Annotated in this window: 19 protein-coding genes and 1 pseudogene; 10 read left to right on the top strand and 10 right to left on the bottom strand. The window is 50.7% G+C overall.

Annotated features, from left to right (window positions below; all coding sequences use genetic code 11):
* Nucleotides 1–17: 17 nt before the first annotated feature.
* The 6 genes from EI42_RS21650 to EI42_RS32725 form a co-directional block, all read right to left on the bottom strand.
* A complete protein-coding gene (locus EI42_RS21650) occupies nt 18–977 on the bottom strand; it encodes a WD40 repeat domain-containing protein (protein WP_170142815.1) in 960 nt (319 codons plus the stop codon).
* A gap of 13 nt (nt 978–990) precedes the next feature.
* The gene (locus EI42_RS21645; RefSeq protein ID WP_111324727.1) at nt 991–2,055 is read right to left on the bottom strand and encodes a hypothetical protein; all 1,065 of its coding nucleotides are present in this window, start codon (nt 2,053–2,055) and stop codon (nt 991–993) included.
* A 28-nt stretch (nt 2,056–2,083) separates the two neighbouring features.
* Nucleotides 2,084–2,434: a hypothetical protein gene (locus EI42_RS21640; protein WP_211326302.1), complete on the bottom strand. Its 351-nt coding sequence runs from the start codon at nt 2,432–2,434 to the stop codon at nt 2,084–2,086.
* Between the two features lie 179 nt (nt 2,435–2,613).
* Complete coding sequence (locus EI42_RS21635; protein ID WP_170142814.1) at nt 2,614–3,012, bottom strand: ester cyclase; 399 nt, start codon at nt 3,010–3,012, stop codon at nt 2,614–2,616.
* Nucleotide 3,013: 1 nt separating this feature from the next.
* Entirely contained in the window at nt 3,014–3,901 is an 888-nt protein-coding gene (locus tag EI42_RS21630) for a class I SAM-dependent methyltransferase (protein WP_170142813.1), read from the bottom strand.
* A complete protein-coding gene (locus EI42_RS32725; protein WP_170142812.1) occupies nt 3,885–4,715 on the bottom strand; it encodes a hypothetical protein in 831 nt (276 codons plus the stop codon). Before EI42_RS32725 ends, EI42_RS21630 begins: the two co-directional genes overlap by 17 nt.
* A gap of 470 nt (nt 4,716–5,185) precedes the next feature.
* Here EI42_RS32725 and EI42_RS21625 point away from each other — a divergent pair, with 470 nt between their 5' ends.
* The 3 genes from EI42_RS21625 to EI42_RS21610 all read left to right on the top strand — a co-directional run bounded on the left by EI42_RS21625 (nt 5,186) and on the right by EI42_RS21610 (nt 8,750).
* A complete protein-coding gene (locus EI42_RS21625) occupies nt 5,186–6,904 on the top strand; it encodes a MarR family transcriptional regulator (RefSeq protein WP_111324723.1) in 1,719 nt (572 codons plus the stop codon).
* A gap of 2 nt (nt 6,905–6,906) precedes the next feature.
* A complete protein-coding gene (locus EI42_RS21620; protein WP_111324722.1) occupies nt 6,907–7,734 on the top strand; it encodes an ATP-binding protein in 828 nt (275 codons plus the stop codon).
* A gap of 314 nt (nt 7,735–8,048) precedes the next feature.
* Complete coding sequence (locus EI42_RS21610) at nt 8,049–8,750, top strand: PIG-L deacetylase family protein (protein WP_170142811.1); 702 nt, start codon at nt 8,049–8,051, stop codon at nt 8,748–8,750.
* 18 nt (nt 8,751–8,768) lie between these two features.
* Here EI42_RS21610 and EI42_RS21605 read toward each other — a convergent pair whose 3' ends face one another.
* On the bottom strand, nt 8,769–10,082 hold the full coding sequence (locus tag EI42_RS21605; RefSeq protein ID WP_111324719.1) for a helix-turn-helix transcriptional regulator: 1,314 nt from the start codon (nt 10,080–10,082) through the stop codon (nt 8,769–8,771).
* Between the two features lie 211 nt (nt 10,083–10,293).
* Between EI42_RS21605 and EI42_RS21600 the strand changes: the two genes are divergently transcribed.
* The gene (locus tag EI42_RS21600; protein WP_111324718.1) at nt 10,294–10,746 is read left to right on the top strand and encodes a hypothetical protein; all 453 of its coding nucleotides are present in this window, start codon (nt 10,294–10,296) and stop codon (nt 10,744–10,746) included.
* Nucleotides 10,747–11,067: 321 nt separating this feature from the next.
* On the opposite strand, the pseudogene EI42_RS34965 reads toward EI42_RS21600, so the two are convergent.
* Nucleotides 11,068–12,266 (bottom strand): annotated as a pseudogene (locus tag EI42_RS34965) (RNA-guided endonuclease InsQ/TnpB family protein).
* Nucleotides 12,267–12,609: 343 nt separating this feature from the next.
* Here EI42_RS34965 and EI42_RS21590 point away from each other — a divergent pair.
* From EI42_RS21590 to EI42_RS21575, 4 genes are all read left to right on the top strand, one after another.
* Entirely contained in the window at nt 12,610–13,224 is a 615-nt protein-coding gene (locus EI42_RS21590; RefSeq protein ID WP_111324717.1) for a Uma2 family endonuclease, read from the top strand.
* Nucleotides 13,221–13,631, top strand: coding sequence for an LNS2 domain-containing protein (locus tag EI42_RS21585; protein WP_137686342.1), 411 nt, complete (start codon nt 13,221–13,223; stop codon nt 13,629–13,631). Before EI42_RS21590 ends, EI42_RS21585 begins: the two co-directional genes overlap by 4 nt.
* Nucleotides 13,632–13,948: 317 nt before the next feature.
* A complete protein-coding gene (locus EI42_RS21580) occupies nt 13,949–14,719 on the top strand; it encodes a hypothetical protein (RefSeq protein ID WP_137686341.1) in 771 nt (256 codons plus the stop codon).
* A 79-nt stretch (nt 14,720–14,798) separates the two neighbouring features.
* On the top strand, nt 14,799–15,827 hold the full coding sequence (locus tag EI42_RS21575; RefSeq protein WP_211326301.1) for a DNA methyltransferase family protein: 1,029 nt from the start codon (nt 14,799–14,801) through the stop codon (nt 15,825–15,827).
* 155 nt (nt 15,828–15,982) lie between these two features.
* Here the strand turns inward: EI42_RS21575 and EI42_RS32025 are convergent, their stop codons facing one another.
* Nucleotides 15,983–17,059 (bottom strand): hypothetical protein, encoded by a 1,077-nt coding sequence (locus EI42_RS32025; protein ID WP_211326300.1) that lies wholly within the window; start codon nt 17,057–17,059, stop codon nt 15,983–15,985.
* Nucleotides 17,060–17,780: 721 nt separating this feature from the next.
* Nucleotides 17,781–18,281, bottom strand: a complete 501-nt coding sequence (locus EI42_RS21565; protein ID WP_170142810.1) for an HAD-IC family P-type ATPase — start codon at nt 18,279–18,281, stop codon at nt 17,781–17,783.
* Nucleotides 18,282–18,465: 184 nt separating this feature from the next.
* On the opposite strand from EI42_RS21565, the gene EI42_RS21560 reads away from it, so the two are divergent.
* A complete protein-coding gene (locus tag EI42_RS21560; protein WP_111324711.1) occupies nt 18,466–19,635 on the top strand; it encodes an RNA-guided endonuclease TnpB family protein in 1,170 nt (389 codons plus the stop codon).
* A gap of 15 nt (nt 19,636–19,650) precedes the next feature.
* Nucleotides 19,651–19,884, top strand: coding sequence for a DMT family transporter (locus tag EI42_RS34720; protein ID WP_111324710.1), 234 nt, complete (start codon nt 19,651–19,653; stop codon nt 19,882–19,884).
* Nucleotides 19,885–19,895: the final 11 nt, after the last annotated feature.

Raw genomic sequence — 19,895 nt, 5'->3', positions numbered from 1 at the left:
AAGAGGCGCGGCGCTTGCTACAGCGCCGCCTCTTTTTCGTTCTGCTTCCAGAGCGTAAGCTGTTTCTTGTTGCTACACAGAACATGATTTGAAGAAATCCAGACTACCTCTTGTCCTTGATAGAGCGTTTGTGCCTGTTGTTGTAAGCTGGTATCCCAAACCGTCAGGCCTCCTTCTCCTATCGAGATGAAGCACTTCCCATCGGCAGACCAGGCTAACGAGGCGATATGCTCACTCAGCACCCTTTTTTCCTGCCGTGAGCCTCGATACAGAGCAAGCCCCCCACCTTCATCTGCAATGGCAAGGAATCTGCCATCAGGAGACCAGGCCAAAGCTCGTACAGGCAGACTCAACAGTATCGTCGCCACCTCATGCCATGAAGCACCTTGCAGGAGCATCACTTCCTGCCCCACAGCAATCGCACACCTGTCCGCAACAACTGCCAGCCTCTGGATCGGAGCCCGGAAGACGGAGATCTGCTGCAGCCGATATTGCCGCCAGGAAATGAGTTGTTGATCACATGCACACAATAATGTATCTGCAACCCAGGCCAGGCCGGTAATAGGCCGCGGTACCGCAGGAATTTCGACATAGTGACCGGATTTCCAATCGTACACCACGAGCTCCTGATCACTCGCCGCTATATACTGATCACTACAGGCCAGGAGCGAACAGCGCATCGGAAAAGCAAGTGTTTGTCGAAATGCCAGATCAGCCGTCCAGAGAGACACCTGTGCCCCTGCACTCACAGCCAGCCGTTTTTGAGACGAAGCCCAACTAAGGGCTGTAATCTCTTCCTGCATTTCCCGCACCCCTTCAAGCGCCAGAGAAGAGGTGGGAGGCGTCATTGAGATCCCCTCATCTGGAAGAGGCTCTTCTACGTGTGCGGATGAGAGGAACGCCGTCGTCACGCCAGAAGCGAAACCAGCGACCGAGCACGCACCAAGAAACAGCAGAAAGATCCGCCGACTCCGCATGATACCCTCCTCCTTAGACAGGCAGAATATCCATTGTCGCCAGTTGCTGTAGTTGGGCACACAGGCTCGTGATACTTCCGCTTTTGCCGTTACCCGCGTAGGCAGCATGAGCCGTTGCAGCAAGCTGCGCGAGGGCCTCTCTTGCTTCAGGCGTTCCCAACGTTTCCATCTGCAAAAGGGCCAGGACACGTCCTCGTATCTGCTGATAGGCCGGGATCAGTTCGCTCCGAATCATGTCATCAAGATGCAGGGCGAGTTCGTGTTGCGTCACTGAGACACCCGGCGCTTCACTCATCCCCCGGACATGCTCTCGAATATGATTCAAATAGCCCGGGAGTTCCTGATCAGCTTCTTCCAACAGCCCAAGCCGTCCCTCACTCCCAACAAACACAGGTGTCCCGGGCGGTAAGACTTTCCAGGCAAACGCGGTCCCATCCAGATACTGGATACTCTGGTATAAAAACTGGCGAATCTGTTTCTCCTCATGGGCTTGTTGAGCCATCCGAGACCACTCATCTACCCTGGCTGCATTATGCTGAAGATACAGGGCAAATCCTCCATCCAGGCCAAGCTGCTTCAAGGTAGGTTCTTCAGCCAGGAGATGACGCAAATGATCAAGTGCGCTAAAGCGCTGCCCCCCTGCCGTATCAGGAAAAGCCCCCTCATATCGCCACAGACGTGAATCTAATGTGGGGGCCGTGGGCATCCCACCCTCCTCATCTGTCACCAGCACCCGGCTATAGGATGCCAGGAGATTGCTCTGGGCAAGACAACGCTTGAGGTGCACCGTCTGTCCTGAAGAGCCTAACAATATTGCTTTTCGTGTATCATCGCCTTTCTCTGGTAACAGCCAGAGAAAGTACTGATGGTGGGGGGGAGAAAGCGCCTGAAGCGTCACCTCTACGCAACTGCTCCCCTGGACCGTCTGCAAAAAGCGCAGGGTCCCCGGTTGGGGGAGCGTCGTCGGGAAAAAAAACAGCACCAGCAAGCTCCCGCCCAGCACCAACACAAGCCCTGCCATCAAGCGTTGGGAAGCAGTGAGAGGAGCATTCGTTTCCACAAGAATGGCTTGCTTCATCTGTACACCTCTACAACATGAGAACATGTCAGGCGACATTACAATGCAACAGGTAGCCCATCTGATGCAACGTCAAAACATCTAAGCCCAGACTCCGCAACTTTATTCGTGTACGAGAGAGCGCGTCGCGAATCGGTCGAATTTCCTGGTCCCATTTTCCTTCTTCCGCCGCCTTCAGCAGAAGATGCCGGGCGCGCTCTATCGCTTCGTGCAGGGTCGAACTATAATAGTAGCAGGCATAGAGATGTTCATACGGACAAAAATACGGATGTTGCTCCAATAAGGGAGAAAGCACACTCAGCTCTGAGGGACAAAAATATTCCTGTGCCAGTAAACGAAGCGTGTCATGCTCATACACCAGGTAAGATAATGTCCCCAAATCCAGATTCAAGGCCAACGTATGGCCTGCTGGTAATCCTTGCAAGCTAAAGTGGTGAATACGCGGATTCTGTGCACATTTTTTTGTTGTCCTTCGTTGATACATCCAAGATCCCTCTTCCAATGGCGAAAGTACAATGCGTGTGTGAACAAGAGAGAGGGAAGACCTCTCTCCAGGAGTCAGGGGCGGAGTTGGTGCAGAAGCTGAGCCGGATTGGCAACCAGCCGCCACTCGACAATTTTGCCATGCGCCAGGCGATAAAAGGCCGCTTCCTCAAACTGCACTCGCTTGTTCGTTGGAGCGATGCCCTGCCAGGGCCCGGTATGACGCCCCTCTTCCCTTACCAGCACCGCAACTCGTTCGTCTTGCGCAACAAGCTCGAGAAGCGTCATCCTTCGTTCAGAGAAACCCGCAACGAAAGCCGAAATAATCTGCCGGTACCCGGCTAGCGTCGGGGGAAGGCCAAAATCATCTAACGAATGAAAGACACAATGCTCCGCAAAACAATCATAAAAGCGAACCATATCATTTGCATTCCAGGCCTCCACTAATTGGGAAACCACAGCCTTGCTTGACATCTCATACTCCTTTCTCTGGTTTTCTTCCATATGTCACAATAAAATTAAAAAATGCAACGTGATCATTTGAAAGCATTTCGCTTTCAAGCTTCTCGACGAGGGAATCATACTCTTCTTGAGTGACCTCATAGTCAGGATGGGGAGCATCATTAATTACCTTTTGTTCCTTACAATAATCTTTGAACATCGAAAAAAAGTGATACTGATCCTGATAAAATTGCTCCCGGAATTGGGTACCGGCACTACAATCAACTGTTTTGATCTGCCATTTCACATCATGAAAACCAATTTGTTTGTACCACCTTACTAAAGAGGAACTGATATTTAAACAATCAACGGACAGTCCGACCCCTCGCCTGAAAAAGGCCAACTTGCCCAAAGCATACAGTTTGGCCAGAGCTTGGCTGTTTGTGTAGAGATGGAAATCTGTCTCCCACCAGAGGAGATATCCACCTGGACGAAGAACACGGTATGCTTCTTGCAAAAACGTAGTGTAATGGGACTTATGAATAAAGCCAAAAATGAGGCGCCCAAAAATCATATCAAACGAGGCATCTACAAAGGGCCATGCTTGACGAAGATCGCCAGTGAGAAATTGAATATTATGAAGGTCACTCGCGTGCATACGCGCAAGCGCGTACGTAATCATACTTTCTTCCCGATCTATTCCAGTAAAGCGCTTCTCTGGATGTGCGATAGCCTCCCCTATAAGGGTCGTCCCGGGCCCACAACCAATGTCAACAATATCCCGGATACGTTCTTGTTCCTTCTCAGGTAAGACGGCAAGCATACTCCCCAGGCTCTTATCAAGCATTTGGCTTTGAAGCACCAAACGTGTCTGCTCTTGAGCGGCTTTCGCCTGATTAAAATAATCAACATACTCTGTCATGCTCTTCTCCTTCCAAAAAGCGATAAGGTAAACGATGTTTGGCCAAGCGATGTAAGCTGAAACGAGCCGCGGCTTGAAAAAGCTCTGCTTCATCCCCGGGAAAGGCAGGGACATGAGAGCGAATATCCGGATCCCAGCTCCATAAATCTGCCTCTTGCAGTGTCCACCATAGGCGCCCATCAACACATCTGGATCCAGCAAAACGGATAGATCCAAAGTCCCCAATACGCTCCCAACTCCCTTCCCAGCTTGCTTCTCCAGCCCAGGGACTCCAGGCTAACGCGGATGGAGGCAAATGCTCAAGCATAGTGATCTGGCAAACAAAAGGAGCCGATTTGGGAGTAAGCTGCACCCAACAAAAACGCTCATGTTCCGGAACAGCTTCAGGAAATAATCTCCAGGGCTCATCTATAAGCATTCTCATCATGAGCACAGCAGCAGCACTATGGGGATTTGGGCGACCGAAACCATCATGTAAAATGTATCCTGATCGTACCCAATAGGAATATGTAGAAGCTGGAACGCGTCTCTCATGTTCCGAAAGAGCCTCTGGCGCATTTTCATATAATGCTTTCTTCAGCCACTCAGTAGAGAGCTTGACAAATACGGGGACATTTTTGTTCCTATTAAGTACAAAGGGATGAGCAAATCTATAGACTATAGATCTCTTTTCCTGCAAACTTTTGAGAAAAAAGTGAAGGATATCTTTTTCGCTCTTTCTTTCATATTTCTTGCACATAAACGCTAAAATATGCACAGCAAAAGCTTTAGGCAATGGAGCAATGGTAGGCAATAAATACTTTGGAAAATCCATCAATATCCTCTTTTAGCAAAGATAAATAGTAATTGCTAAAATAAGTACAGCTCTCTACTTCCTCATATTGTACGCAAAAGAAATGAAAAAAGCAATCCCTGGAAAGAAGGGTACCCCCATTTCTTCCTGCATTATCCTTGTTACTCTCGTAAAAACAATGACATTAGCAAATCACACAACAACATACTAAAAAGTGCTAGAGAAAAGGAAGAGCCTTTTCAGGGCATTTTCCGGACTCTTTCCGAGCGAGAACCGGAATCATTCTGTACAACAAGAAAAAGATTTTTACGAAAAGCATGAGGAAAGAGAGCCTTCCCCCGGCAAGAGAAGTACCAGACATGGGAGTTCGTCCGCTCCTAGAGCGATGGAATACCGCCATGACACTGACACACAGGATATGTTCTCGCAAAAGAGAGGGGAAGCCATCGACTCGACTCCAATGCTCTCACTACCAGAAAAGGAGAAGATGCATGGAACGCACAAGCCTGTTTCGCTTTCCGTATGGCGTGTTTTTGATGGTGCGGTTGGAGTATGTGCTGCTGACCCGAAATGAGTTGGAGGCCCAGATTTTGCGGGTGTTGGAAGGTGAGCTTGAGTATCAGCGACAGCGCTGGCGACAGGAAGCTGCTGCAATCCAACGAATCGGCCGTGCTGTGCCGCCGGAGCCGTCGGGGTGGGTGCGGCTCTCGCAGGCCCAGCTACTCTCGCGCCTCTACAAGTTTGATACGGCGAAGGTGGGAGGAGCGAGACAGCCGCTCTCGATGAGTAAGACGACGCTGCGGCGGGCACTCAAGCGGCTCACGGAGCGAGGGTATGTGCAGGTGCGTCAGGAGCCAGGGGATCCATTGGGCCGAGCGCGCTATCAGCTCCAGGTGGAGGCAATCCAGCAGGCACTCGATGCCTTGCCGCACATGGCGAAACCGCATCAGTTCTTCTGGCAGGAAGAGATGAGCGAGAGCGTTGACGGCTTCTCTGTCCATGATGGAGACGCCTTTTCCCACAAGGGTGGGCCCCCTTTCCAAAATGACAATGCCTCTTTCCAAAATGGCGGCACCCCCCTTCCACAGTGGCGCCCATATAAGAAAGAGAAAAAAGAAGAAGAAAGAGAAAAGCAAGAGCCAAAAGAAGCAGCTTCCGTGCAGACGACTCATCAGACGGAGCGAACAGAGAGAGAAAGTGCTGCTGCTGTTTATCTCCTGGATGATGGGCTTGGTGTTCAAGCACCAAGCGGCAGAACAAGCACGAGTATGAAGCGCTCTTCGCTTTCTGCCGCACCAGGCGTCGAGGGGGACCAGGGAAAGCAGGCCCCGCTCTCTCCTCGTGTTGCACCCCCTGTCGTTACTGCTGCTGAGGTTCAGCAAGAAACCGTGCCGGTCCCTGGTATGGCCGGGAAAGCGCTGCCAGCCTCAACCATACAGCCAGCTGAAGCCGAAGCGAGTGAGATAGGTTCCCCAGGCTCAACCGTTTTGCATGCTAGATCCGTCGAAGCTGAGGCCGTGGTGACGCTGGTAGAGCGACTGCGGGGAAAGGGGTATTCGCGGGAGCAACGCGGGCACGAACTGCGGGCGGCGACGCGCCTGCTCACGCTGGAACCGAAGGTCAGTTTGCAGGAGATTGAGACCGCATGGACGCATGGCTCGGACGCATACTGGCGGCGCACGCATCAGGGGGAACAGGTGCATGTGCATGATCTGGTGCATCGGGATTCGCATGGACGCTATCGAGTTCATGCCTTTCTGGAGCATCTCAAGCAGCAGAAGCTGCGGCTCCGGGTGCCTGTGGAGCGCTCTTGCCCGTCGCAGGTGCAAGAGCAGATCCCCTACGCGGTGATGGCGAGGCAGCGGGCGGCAGCTGTCGCAAAAGGGCGGGAACAGCCTGCTTGTGTCTCGCAGCCGGGTGAGCAACCTTTGATGCGTGGTGAGATGCGAGGAGAGGAACCACAGCACTCGAGCGGGCTGACGCAGCGACAAGCTCAGCAACTGGCCACGATCCTGGCGCAACAGGCGGCTTCCCTGGGGCTGCATCTGGAGAGCGCGGCACAGCCAACCGAGTGCGGGTGGCAGGTGTGCTTGCGCTGGAAGACGCCAGCCAGCGAAGCGAGAGAGGTGCTGGTGAGCAAAGCCGTAGAGGGGCTACGACTCATCAAAGGGATGAGCCCGCGTGAAGCACAGCAGAGAAGGAGTGCATGAGGATGAAACAACGAGATCGAGGGCTAGAACCGCTCGGGGCGCTATTGGCGCGATCGACATGGCGGACCTGCCCCCCGCAGGTGAAAGTGGAATTACCTGTGCAGGAACAGCAGGAGACCCCCACACAACACTGTGCGCAGTGCCGGGGCATCGGATTTGTGCGGCGGGAGGTTCCGTTTGGACATCCGCAGTTTGGCAAAGCCCTCCCTTGCGTATGCACGCGCAAAGTGCAACACGCAAGGGAGGCAGCCCTGTTGCGAGAGCTCTCGCGGCTGGATACGTTGCCGAGGTACAGGCAAGCGACCTTTGAGCGCTTTGATGCGAGTGTGCCGGGAGTGACAGAGGCCTATACAGCGGCGCTCGCCTATGCCGAACGGCCAAGTGGGTGGTTGGTGTTGCTGGGGTCCTATGGCTGTGGTAAGACACATCTGGCAGTGGCGATTGCGCATGAGCGGCTGGCGGCCGGGGAACGCGTGGTATTTCTAACGGTGCCAGATCTGCTGGACCATTTGCGCGCAGCGTTTGCGCCCAATGCGCCGACAACCTATGATGAGCTGTTTGCGCGCGTCCGGGAGGTGGAGCTGCTGGTGCTCGATGATCTGGGCGCGGAGCATCGGACACCCTGGGCCAATGAGAAGCTCTTTCAGCTGCTCAATCATCGCTACAACGCGATGTTGCCAACGGTGATCACCTCGAACCGGATGGCGCTGGAGGGGATAGACCATCGGATTGTCTCGCGTTTGCATGATCGGGAGCTGGTGAGACAGGTCATCATGGATGAGGCACAGGATTATCGCGTGTGCCAGAGCGGCATGCAAATGTATGAATAAGCATTCAGGCAGGATAGCTTGCAGGATTCACCTTGATCGTCGTGAATCCTACACGCAGGGCACCGGATTATTCCAGCCTCCGCGTTTTTTCAGCTTGATGGGTGGCATTGGAGCGGGCGAAAAGAAATTAAGGAGGGTCACGGACGTTTGCCGCAAGCCGTTTGAGCAAATAAGGGAGATGGGCAAGCTTACGGCAATAAGGACGTGTCAGATGTGGAGGCATATCGAGATGCCAAGTTCTCTTTCAGCAGTACAAGATGATATACTGTAGTCAATTAGCATATTCTTACCATGAGCTAGAAAGAGGGAACGAAATGGCTTCACGCGTCCTACTGCCTCCTGGTGGTGAACGTCTATTGTTTGTCCTGGCGCACCCGGATGATGCGGAATTCTTAGCTGCTGGTACAGTGGCGCTCCTTGTTGAGGAAGGCTGTCACGTTCACTATCTTCTTGTCACTCGCGGTGAGAAAGGAGATGATGAGGGAGACTTGACACCTGATGAGGTCGCTCGAATCAGGGAAGGAGAACAGCGTGAGGCTGCTCAGATATTGGGAGTCGAGATGGTCACGTTCCTGGATGGGTATTTTGATGGTGAGGTCGAGCCTACTATGCAGCTCCGGCGTGAGATTGCTCATGTGATTCGGCAGTGGAAGCCGGATGTGCTCTTTACGCTCGATCCCTGGCGGCGTGGTGAAATTCACCCCGATCATCGAGCAGTGGGCATCTGTGCGCTTGACGCATTAGCCTGTGCTCGTGGTCGCCTTTACTTCCCTGAACAACTCACAAACGGCATTTCTCCCCACAACATACAACAGGTTTATCTTTTCCCGACCGATAAACCAAACCACTGGGTTGATATTAGTTCCGTTCTGGAGAAAAAAATAGCGGCCTCACAATGTCATGCAAGCCAAATAAGAGGATTCGACATAGTAGAAAGGGTAAAATATAGGGCTATCGTAGCGGGGGCTGAACATAAGCTCACCTATGCCGAGATGTTTCATCATCTGAGTGTGTAGCTCTGTATAGCGGCACCTTTAGACGGTGCCGCTTCGTTTTTGAAGCAGTGGAGGAAAGTATCCTAACTTGACGCCTAAATGGCGAACATATGGATTATTTGGTTCTATATCTGATAACATAGAATAAATTATTTCTACATCTTTTATACCTTGATTTGAATTTATTTCTCTTGCTATTTTAAGAGCATTATTTGCTGACCTTGCGCTTTCTTCTAGTTCTTTCCCTATGAGACGCATTCGAGACTCAGTAAGAGTATAATGCATGAATCGAGTATGTTTGCTTGTACTGATATGCTTTCTTGCTAGATTTAATGCGTCTTCTGCTTCGCTTAGTGTCTTTCGATCCGCACGTTTATATGGATTCTTTAACAGTTCTACTAACTCACTATTTGATGTATGAAACAAAGAGAAGCGAGATAGCGTTTTTGCTCGTTCATGATGTACCGCGTAGAGATTGAAATGTAAAAAAGTTTCATCTTCCTCTAAGCCTCCTTTGTGGACAATGGTAAGAGCTTGTGACTGCCAGTTCCTGCATATACCCCTTTGTTTTGGGCTATTTCCAGCGAATAGAGTATTGATTTCTGCTGCCAGTAAGTACATATTCCCTTTCAGTGATATTCTCACATTTTTACCGTATTTACTGATTGCTTCATCAATAACTGATTTAGCCATAGTATACCTTTCTTGTATAAGATATACTCTAGCCAGTCTATAGAGCGCTGTACATATTCTATCTGCATCGAGGTTTTCAGCAAGTTCCACTGCTTCAGTAGCAAGTGCTAAAGCCTGCTCTCGTTTCTCATGATGTTGTGCAATAAGGGAAGAAAACTGATAGTATCGGCTCAACAAATCTTTCCAACTATCTACTTCACTTGCAGGCGCAGTCTTTGCGAAATTCTCAAGATCCTGTTGATGCTTAAAAAGCCTGTATGCGTATATGGGAGTAAATTTATAGGGTGAAGTATATGATATGGTAAGATAATCTTCATATATGCCGTATGTATTTTCTTTGCATTGTTCCGCTAGAGCTTCAAAGGAAGCTATATAGTCAAGAGTCTCTTTCTGACTTTCACCTACCAGGTTACGCCAGTTCAGTCCTAAGAGAGCGGGGGCTATCCCCAGTAATTTACAAAGAAAAATCCGTCTGTCCATATCTGCTAGATACTCCATCCTTTCCCAGTAAACGACTGTTGGTTTCTCCACTCCACAAACGATAGCAAATTCCTCCTGACTGTATCCTGCCCGCTGGCGATAGTCAGCAATCACCTCTCCCATATGTGGGAAGCCATACTTACCGGGGGAATACTTGCCATAGCGAGACATCTGACTCATAAAATACACCTCTCCACTCAGTCATAAGTAACTCTTATAGAGAGTATTCTATCGCTTTCTGAATCATAAAGCAAGCAGATATATTTCCACATCTCACGCTTGCTTTATAACATATTCTACGTTTAAGAAGTTTTAAATTGCTTTTCATTTCATTCTCAGTATTGTTTAAGGATGACACTTCAGGGATGTTCTGAATAGAAGGAGCGATGAGATGACAAGTGACATTGTCCATTTACGGAGAGAAATTGAAGCAACATATTCTGCGGCAACGTTGGGCCTGACAGGGTTAGCCGCTGGAGAAAGTACGCATCAAGCGAAAGCTGAGCGCTTGGGCTTGCTTCTCGGACAGGTACAGGCTCTTGTCGGAGAACAGCAGGGCCTGGCCATCTACAACCAGACGCTTTCCCGCATCCCTGACATCCCTTGCCGCTCTTCTATCCTCTCAACGCTGCCTACTGAATGCGGTGATACAGAAGAGATTGCCATACTCTGCGATTGGCTCCGGGATATGTGGGAAACGATGGATCTACGACGCAAACGGTTTGGTGAGGAGACAGCGCAGAAAATCATCGCTGCTCCTCCCGTGCAGATCGGATGCTTGCTGTACACGCAGGAAAGAAAACCGCGCCGCGCTGAAGACGGTAAACCATACAACTCCAGCTGATGAACCAGACGATTCATCCTGCTCTGAGTAGAGATCTTCTTTTTTTCAGAGATCAACCTGGTGGCACCAGATTGCATAGTCAGGATATTTTCTGCTGTGACGCGGATGCTTTTATCGCTCTGGTAGAACAAGCTTCTCAGAGAGTGAATAGCCCTCCCGCTCTGGTGTGATAGAGCGCGGTACTTTGCTTTCCGATGATGTCACGGGCCGATGGGTACAACGGCGCATTATCCAGATATTGCGTGCCTGAGAGAAGGATTGAAGGGTGCAGTGACTCTCCAAATTGACACTCCCCAGGCCTGAAGGGCGGAGATTCTTCCTTCATCCAGCCTGCTTGCGCGGCGCCCCAGTGCGACGACGCGTAGCGGCAGGCTGTCCAGAAGCGTTCGACGAGACCTCCTCGTCGGTTCCCGTCTGCCCGATGGTACCCTGTAGCGCTTTGTGCAAGATATTCAAGGCGGCGTTGTGATCGCGGTCGAGGAGCAGCCCACAGCCGGGACACAGATGCGTACGCACACGCAAGCTCTTCTTGACCCGCTGCCCACAATGAGAACACTCCTGGGCCGTAAAGGCTGGCTCCACCCCGATCACCGGAATACGATGCAGCGTGCCATCATACCTGACCCACCAGAGGAAGCGACCCCACGCCGCATCAGCGATACTCCCGGCCAGATGACGATGCTTGACGAGATAGCGGATCTGTAAGGCTTCGTAGGCAAAGAGGATCGTGAGACGAGACAAGCGCGTTCGCCGTCTTCCTGGCGACGTTCTCGCGCTGCCGTTGCACCTTGAGAGACGCTTTGCTGAGGGCTTGACGGGCTTTGCGCCGATTGCGACTGCGCTTCTGCGTCTTCGAGAGCCGACGATGCAGCCGCTTGAGCCGTTGTTCCGCCTTGCGGAGATCCTGAGGAGGAGCCACGGTGTGGCCTTCGGAGTCAGTGAAGAAGGCACGCAGCCCCAGATCAATGCCTATCTGCTTGCCCGAGGGCTGATGCTCAACGCGTCGCGTGGCCGCCATCGCAAATGGACAAGAAGAGCCATCAGCCCGCCGGAGCAGCCGTACCCGCTTGATCTGTGAGAGGGGAAAGGTCATGCTGTCACGAGAGCTGATGAGGCGCAGCCGACCAATGTCCACAACCATCCGTGAAGCGAAGGTGCCCCCATCAGGATCCAGCTTCCAGCCCGTCTGCTTGTCCTCGACACTGCGACAAACATGCTGGAACGGCAGGAGAGCCCTTCTTGCCGGGTGTCTTGAGGCGACAGTGCTCGTAGAAGCGGGCGATGGCAGCCCACGCCCGATCAGCGGCAGCTTGCCGGGCCTGAGAGTTGCGAGAGAGCGCAAAAGGGAACTGTCTGGCCAGCACAGCACAATAGTGCTGCAGGTCATTCCTGGAGACGCCACGTGCATCCATCCAGAGACGCAGGCACGTATTGCGAATGAACTGGGTGGTGCGGATGGCTTCCTCGATGGCGGCGAATTGCGCCTTCGACCCATCGAGCTTGTCTTCGTAGATCAGCATCCCTTGCTCCTTGTTCGTCCTCACTATCTTCGTGTATTCTCGCACAACGATTGTCTTCTGTCAAGCGAAGGGGAACGTCCTGCCGCTGCTGGCTTCCTGCGCCATCCATCCCCCTGGCTGAAGCCAGCGGCCTTCTGCCGCTTTCCGGTAATTTAAAATTCAGCGAGAGCTGAGAACCGACAAAAAGAAAAAGCATCGCTCATCTTTCTAGAGAGCGATACTTTTTTGCTCCTATGAGAAGAGAGAATTCTCACCTCACAGCAGTATACTATATAGTAGTATAGAAGAGAAAGAAAGCGTAGAATCAGTCTAACGACAGTCGTGATGAGGAAGAAATCATCAAATGACACAGCATAACCGCTACCAAGACTACTCTGAGCATGAGGGAAGAATTGAAGCAACATACGACGCTTTTGAGCGCCTGATCAAGGGAGAATCACAACGGCACTACGAATTTATGCATTACGATCCAGCCAGCGGAGAAGGAACCATCGTCGATATGACAGGTTCTTCACCTGCACATGCAGACCTCTCTGGCAACATGTACCTCCAGCTTCGTCGTCAGCTAAAAGGAAGTGGTCCTTGTAGAGTTTATATGGAACAATATGTTATCATGCCGGGAGAACCTAGTAGCGTCCCCGATATTGTCGTAACGTGTGACGTAAACGATTACCGCGACAAAACATCTTTGAGAATTCGTTCACCAGAACTGATTGTCGAAGTTCTTTCTCCGAGTACTGAGAAGTTTGACCGAACTGAGAAATTTGAACGATATAAAAAATCCGAAACTTTTAACACATATATTTTAGTACATCAGGATAGAGTAGAGGTGGAGGTGTACACTCGTCAAAAGAACTGGGAACCAGAAATATACACTGCTGGAAGCATTAAAATCGATTTTCTCGACCTCGAAATTGACATTGATGAACTTTACACCGATGTAGATCTCCGTAAATGAAGGGATTATACATGATTCTGATCCTGCTTGAGTTAGACTCTAACGAAAGTGCGCAACCGCTGGTGGTCAACAGCCGTGAACGTTCACGGCTGGCCCACGAATACGCCAATCACTTTACAGGACGACACCGAAATAATATCTTTTATCGAAGGTTATTTGATTCGGACCTGGTAAAGCATGATACTCCGGAGCCTCAGGCCCGAGAACTGATCGAACATCTAGAGACACGAGGAGCACGGATCATCTATCTCACCAGCCGCCCACATACAATGAAGAACACAACAGAGCAATGGTTATCAGAGCACCATCTCCTTCGGCCTTGTGTCTTCAAATATTACGGAACCGACGAGAAAGACCCTGACGGACAAATAGATACAGGCGACCGTTTCATGAAAACATCTGCCTAGAAGGCTCGCGAAGTGCAGCGCCTTATTCAGACAACAGAAAAGCAGGGAGAACCGGTTTCCTAGGTCGTGTTTGTTGACGGGAGAGCAGAAAATCGAGAAGCCATCGCCGAGCTCGGCGATCCTCGCATCCTGCTTAGAGGGAGCCTGGAGGACACAGCAACGCGCGACCTTCACGCTATCCTCTGGAACAGGACTCGCCCCCATTCCTGCATCGGTTGCGCGAACTGGCAACCATCCTCGAACGGCGCGAAGACTTCGAGAACAGAGCACAATGTCACCTACACATTTTCTGGCCTCCCTCTCCTGATGAAGAAAAAGTGAGGCAAGGAAGCCTTCTACTGAAGAGCTGGCATGATTCTGCAACCGGGCAGCGCTATTACCAATACAATAGGCTTCAGAGACAAGATAATGAACTTGGCGAGACAGAGTACCCAATCTCTCTACAAGCCACCTGCGATCAGTCCGGCCACGTCATCGCGATCAAAATGGCGAAAGAAGACGATGGATTATCACTGATGCATGAGTTAGAGGACATGTTTCCAGACAAGCAGGATACCATACAGAAATATGCAAATGAGTGGATAGCTCATTCCATCGAGGAATTCGGCTTTATCAAGGCGGCACAACAGATGCGGCAGATGCAGCTTATGGGGCAGCTTCCAGCTAATATATCTTTCCCCACACCCTTAAGAAAAACCAGTCGCATTTTTGTCCGCAGTGATGACGGCAATATCATCCTGCGGACAGACGCCTCTGTTCGCATTTCGCTAGGCAAAAAACAGCGCACCTCTGCCAGTGGGAAGCGACATCTCATCGGGGAAGAGATCTATGAAGACTGTACATTACTGGCATTTTATCCCGACTGGGATGATCGACTCAAGTTTCGCGGACATGTTCTGGTCCAACCGACAAAAAAACTGCTTAAGCAGTACGCAGGCAAAAGTAATATTGCCTGTGATGAAGAAAGGATGGAATTTCGGGAGACGGAACTACATCCAGAGGACCGCGCCGCTCTCTACCTCTATTGTCAAAGAAAGTTACATGGCGATCCGCTCATTACCCCGGCTCGAACTGCGCTCACTGAATAAGTGAACCTTCGAGTCACCACCACCCACGGCACCGGCCATCCTGCTCAGGATGCACCGGTCTTTTTTTATCTCACGCTAATTGCTGAGGAAAAGGAGTACCTGGATGCGACACAAAAGATCCAAAGCATGGAATCCAACAGAATACTATGCAACTCCAGCATCCCTGATCGAAGAGATCCTTAAGGATGAGATAAAATTTATCTCCGATCACCTTCGTCGCAAGAACCTTAGAATCCTTGAACCATCGGCAGGTGATGGACGTTGGCTCGATATAATCAAACAGCTCATCGACAAACGAAACAGAGAAGAAAGAGAAACCATCTATCCCATCCTTATTGAAGTACCACAGTACCACTTCTGCGAACTCGATCGGAGTCGATACACCCTCTGTACCGAGAAGGGCTATACGCCAGTTGGCCGCGACTTTCTAAACTACCATCCGGAATCACCATATGACATCATCCTGATGAATCCACCCTTTTCGGTACATATCGAACACGTGATGCACGCCTGGTCTATGCTCAGAGAAGGAGGCATGATCTATGTGATTTTACCAGGAAAGTATCTTTCTGTTCCTCGTACCCAAAAGGAAAAAGACTTCCTTTCTTTCCTCTATGCTTATGAACGATTCGTACAGCCATTTCCTAACCTCAAATTTGAAAATGACATCCACTCTGTCACGATATCTGTCATCCTGTTTTGCCTACGCAAGTATAGCGAGAACAGAGCAGGACAGGAATACAACGGATATCCCAATTTTTATACCTGGCGGGCAGAATACAATATGACCAGCTATCAGCCAATCTACCGCCTGCGAGAACAATTTGTTCGCAACGTTCTCGATCAGAATATCCCTGCGCAACTCAATCATCCGGCATTCTTAAAAGAGGTAAAACGATACTGCGAGCATGATCTCGATATGGCACTACGTATAACCAGGATCTATACGCCTCCTGAGAAACTGGATTGGACCTGTATTCAGAGGCATCTTCTTGAGGAGATAGGAGACGAACGCAGACAGCGAGAGCAGAAGAAAGCCGAAAAAGAGGCTACAACAAAAAAAATACAGAAGAAAACATTTCCTTCAATGCTTTCTACAACAGGATAACAACAATCAAAATATTCACATAACAAAAAAGAGAAGCCACAGCCTATATTGACACAGAATGATTGACACTCTATACTAAAAAGCAAAGCGAGGATTTCAGAACCCTCGCCAGACTTCCTATTGAATGAGCTGGAGTAGTATGGCTCCAGCTCATACTACTTTACCTGGACCAAAGCAAGCTCTTGGCCCAGGGTAACAAAATCCGTCTTTTGTTTTAACAAAGGGAATTGTTCCTGCGCCCTCGTATGGATGCGCTGCACTTCCAGCAGACGCTTTGTACTCTTGAGATGTTGAGCCCCATGATAGCCCTGTGTCAACATATAGACACCACGATCGAGCTCACCACGCGCTAACACCGCATCTGTCAGATAGTTATGCATCTCCAGAGCAAAACGTTCTGGAACTTGAACTCGCAACCGAAGAAACTCATCATAGCTCTCTTCAACCTGCTTGTAGTACGACTTCTTCCCATGCTCTGCAAGCTGATCCCAGGTGATCATCGTCTGAAGAGTCAATGGCCCAGGGCCAAAATCGCTCGCAAGATAGGGCGGTTCTTGACTGATTTCCCCTCCAAAGTATATTTCAAACGCCTGATCCCGATGACGATTGGCTTCATATTCATTCCCTGCGGCCGCCAGTGCTGATCCATACTCCGCCAATGACTTGGCGCGCAGGAAATGAGTGCCCCCATTCTGACTCAGCTCAACTGCCCGCTGGAACAGTGCAAGTGCCTTCGGGAGAAATGCCTCCCTGCCAGGGGAAACAGGAATGCCAAAACAGAGCGCATTCGCAAGATGAATGTAACAGGCCGCCTCTAATCGAGTATCACCCGAAAGTTTGGCATATTCGACCGCATTATGGCAATATCCTACCCGCTCCTGCAATCGACCCTGATGATAGACAAGCAAGCCCTGAAGGAGACAGACCTGAGCCAGCAAGAATGCTCCACTCTGCTGAAGTGTTCCTGATGTTGAACAAACCATATTCTGAAGAAAAGGAAGAACTTGCCTGGCTGTTTCATGAGTTTGAGCAAAATTCCCTTCATTCAGCGTGTGCCAGCAACTAGCAACCAACCCAGAAACAAGAGGCAACCGTTCGCGATACTGCCGATCGCTGACATCATAGATATTTGCCAGCATCATACTCGCTGCCAGAAGTTTTCCAACTTTCTTGAAAAACTGACGGCGCGGCTCTGACATGTTTTCTGGAAAATCCTGATACACCATTGACATCTCCCGGTGAAGGATTATCTGAGTTTCTTTTACCAACGAAAGAACATCCGAACTACCAATAAACAGCGGCGGCATGTGAAACAACATGAGTGTATTCACATGCGACTCCAACTCCAAAAAGAAATCGTGTGGGTTCTCTGAGTGACCAACATATGAAAAAGAAGAAGCGGCACCTAGAAAAGAGAAAGAACTTCTCCCTTCCAAGATGACCACTTCTTCTCGACTTTGTTTCTTCTCTTCAAGAGATGCAAGCAAACGATCAAGCATATCCTTCTTATGTATATCATATTCAGCATTTGCTTGTAAAGATTGTACAAATTGAGTATGCACATCGATCGCTTCCGCTGCTCTTCCGTGCTCCCACAAATGCCTGATAAGATATTCCTGTAAGAGCATTTGGTCAGGATAGCTTACACGCGCTGCACGCAAGAAATCCTCTTTTTCCTTCAACTTGCCTGCCCGCTCATAACAGCGGCTCAACTCCTTAACACAATAGACCCAACCATCAGCAATACATACGCGCACCGGCCCTAACCAACTCCACACCTCCTGATGTTTCAAAAAAGGTCCACGCAGGGCATACCCTACTGCCTCTTCAAGGAAGCGCACTCGCTCTTCATCCGACTTCGCTTGTTGAGAGCAATTCACACAGAAACAGAATGCATCACTATCCAGCCATACTTCATCCTGTCCCCGCAACTTGTATTTGCCCCAGCCATGTTCAAAACATTCCCCGAAGAGTTTTTTCATTAACACCATCTCCGACAAAGGCGATGTGGTGTCCGCTTGCCTGGAGCTGCTTGACGATCTCTACTTTCTGCGCAGGCAGGACTTCGGCATGAACTTCGCTGATGCCCAGTTTTCCCGCCATTCGCTCAGCCGTCACGACATTATCCCCTGTCACCAGGATCATGCGGATGCCCGATTTCTTGAGCCGTGCGACCACTGAACGAGAGTCTTCCCGTAGCGTATCTTCCAAAACCAGCATCCCGGCAACTTGATTGTTGTGCGCGACCAGGATCACAGTGCGCCTTACGGCAGCCAGGTTCTTCGCGCGGGCTGCGACCTCCTCCTCTACGGCAATGCCTTGTTCAGAGAGCAGCCGAGGGCGACCAACGACGACCTCACTGTCCTCGATCCGTGCTTGTACACCCAGCCCCGGCAGGACAATAAACTCCTCTGGATCAGGAATGATTAGCTCTCGCGCGAGGGCAGCCTGCACCACGGCTCACCCCGGTGGATGTTCACTCAGCTTCTCGGCAATGGCAGCCAGGCGTAACAGATTATAGAACGGGCGCGGGCCCCCCTGGATTTCTCCGGGGGATGAAAGCACCCGTCCTTGTTTGGCGGATGGGGTGGGGGAGATACTGTTGATGTTTTACACCATAGGTGCTACCATGTAACGCATGAAACAGAAGAGAGCATACAAGTACCGCATCTCTCCAACCGATGAGCAAAAGCATCGTCTTGCTCGCACCTTCGGCTGTGTCCGTTTTGTCTTCAATTGGGCGTTGCGTCAGAAGACCGATGCCTCCTACAACGAGCACAAGTGGATCTACTACAAAGATCTGAGCGAGATGCTGACGGCTTTGAAGAAGCAAGATGAGTATGCCTGGCTGAACGACGCCTCTTCTGTTTCCCTGCAACAACGTTTGCGTCATCTGGAGAAGGCGTTCATCACCTTCTTTGAGGGACGTGCTCAGTGTCCCACATTCAAAAAGAAGCGCCATCAGCAATCCGCGACCTATACCAGCAATGCCTTTGTCTGGCGCAATGGGATGATCACTCTTGCCAGGATGAACGAGCCGCTTGACATTCGATGGTCGCGTCCCTTGCCTGATGGCAGTAAGCCTTCCAGTGTCACCGTCTCCAAAGATAGTGCTGAGCGCTCTTTTATCTCCATCCTGGTAGAAGAGGACAGTGAACACCTGCCTCCCTCTGTCCAGTCTGTCGGTGCTGATCTTGGCTTGAAGTCCCTGGTGGTCTTGTCTGCGGGTGAAATGGTCGGCAATCCCAAATGCTTCGCCAAAGACGAAAAGAAGCTGGCAAAAGCGCAAAGACGACACGCGAAAAAGAAAAAGGGATCGAACAAGGCTCGCAAGAAAGTGGCTCGTATTCATGCCCGGATCGCTGATCGACGCCGTGATTTCCTGCAGAAACTCTCGACAAGATTGATCCGTGAAAACCAAACGATCTGCGTCGAGACGTTGGCAGTCAAAAACATGGTCAAGAACGAGAAACTCGCCAAAGCGATCAGCGATGTCGGATGGCCGGAGTGGGTGTCCCAATTGGAATACAAAGCGAACTGGTATGGTCGAACCCTCGTCAAGATGGATCGGTGGTACCCATCCAGGAAGCGCTGTTGCGCTTGTGGGCATCTTCTCGACGCCTTAGCGCTTGATGTGCGTGAATGGACGTGCCCTGCATGTGAGGTCCATCATGACCGTGATATCAACGCAGCAAAGAACATGGTGGCCGCCGGGCTGGCGGTGTCAGCCTGTGGAGAGGCGGTAAGACCCGATGCGGTGAAAACCAAAGCGGGCACGCCTCGTCGAAGCAGGAAAGCCCGCCCGTGAGGGTGAAAATCCCCCATGCTTGAGCCGGGGGAGGAGGTCAAACGGGGGATTCTCGTTAGTTTTAGCCTATTGACGAAAGCGATGCAAGAAATACCGCTATCCGTCGCATATACAGTTTGGACCGGAATCGACTCTTTAGGAGCTGCACCTGGCGGAATGATTTTTTTCCATGAGCCGCGGAGCAGAATGCGTATGTGGTGTATGGTTGGAATAGTCTCAACCATCGCCGCGTTGAAACTGGCAAATTGAACTGGAAGCTT

The organism is Thermosporothrix hazakensis (assembly GCF_003253565.1).
GTDB classification, from domain to species: Bacteria; Chloroflexota; Ktedonobacteria; order Ktedonobacterales; family Ktedonobacteraceae; genus Thermosporothrix; species Thermosporothrix hazakensis.
This window is presented reverse-complemented; position numbering and strand designations above follow the sequence as displayed.

Excerpts from the sequence above, each read along its gene's own strand:
- EI42_RS21650 (WP_170142815.1), bottom strand. The coding sequence starts at position 977 with ATGCGGAGTCGGCGGATCTTTCTGCTGTTTCTTGGTGCGTGCTCGGTC.
- EI42_RS21645 (WP_111324727.1), bottom strand. The coding sequence starts at position 2,055 with ATGAAGCAAGCCATTCTTGTGGAAACGAATGCTCCTCTCACTGCTTCC.
- EI42_RS21635 (WP_170142814.1), bottom strand. The coding sequence starts at position 3,012 with ATGTCAAGCAAGGCTGTGGTTTCCCAATTAGTGGAGGCCTGGAATGCA.
- EI42_RS21630 (WP_170142813.1), bottom strand. The coding sequence starts at position 3,901 with ATGACAGAGTATGTTGATTATTTTAATCAGGCGAAAGCCGCTCAAGAG.
- EI42_RS32725 (WP_170142812.1), bottom strand. The coding sequence starts at position 4,715 with ATGGATTTTCCAAAGTATTTATTGCCTACCATTGCTCCATTGCCTAAA.
- EI42_RS21625 (WP_111324723.1), top strand. The coding sequence starts at position 5,186 with ATGGAACGCACAAGCCTGTTTCGCTTTCCGTATGGCGTGTTTTTGATG.
- EI42_RS21620 (WP_111324722.1), top strand. The coding sequence starts at position 6,907 with ATGAAACAACGAGATCGAGGGCTAGAACCGCTCGGGGCGCTATTGGCG.
- EI42_RS21610 (WP_170142811.1), top strand. The coding sequence starts at position 8,049 with ATGGCTTCACGCGTCCTACTGCCTCCTGGTGGTGAACGTCTATTGTTT.
- EI42_RS21605 (WP_111324719.1), bottom strand. The coding sequence starts at position 10,082 with ATGAGTCAGATGTCTCGCTATGGCAAGTATTCCCCCGGTAAGTATGGC.
- EI42_RS21600 (WP_111324718.1), top strand. The coding sequence starts at position 10,294 with ATGACAAGTGACATTGTCCATTTACGGAGAGAAATTGAAGCAACATAT.
- EI42_RS21590 (WP_111324717.1), top strand. The coding sequence starts at position 12,610 with ATGACACAGCATAACCGCTACCAAGACTACTCTGAGCATGAGGGAAGA.
- EI42_RS21585 (WP_137686342.1), top strand. The coding sequence starts at position 13,221 with ATGAAGGGATTATACATGATTCTGATCCTGCTTGAGTTAGACTCTAAC.
- EI42_RS32025 (WP_211326300.1), bottom strand. The coding sequence starts at position 17,059 with ATGTCAATGGTGTATCAGGATTTTCCAGAAAACATGTCAGAGCCGCGC.
- EI42_RS21560 (WP_111324711.1), top strand. The coding sequence starts at position 18,466 with ATGAAACAGAAGAGAGCATACAAGTACCGCATCTCTCCAACCGATGAG.
- EI42_RS34720 (WP_111324710.1), top strand. The coding sequence starts at position 19,651 with ATGCTTGAGCCGGGGGAGGAGGTCAAACGGGGGATTCTCGTTAGTTTT.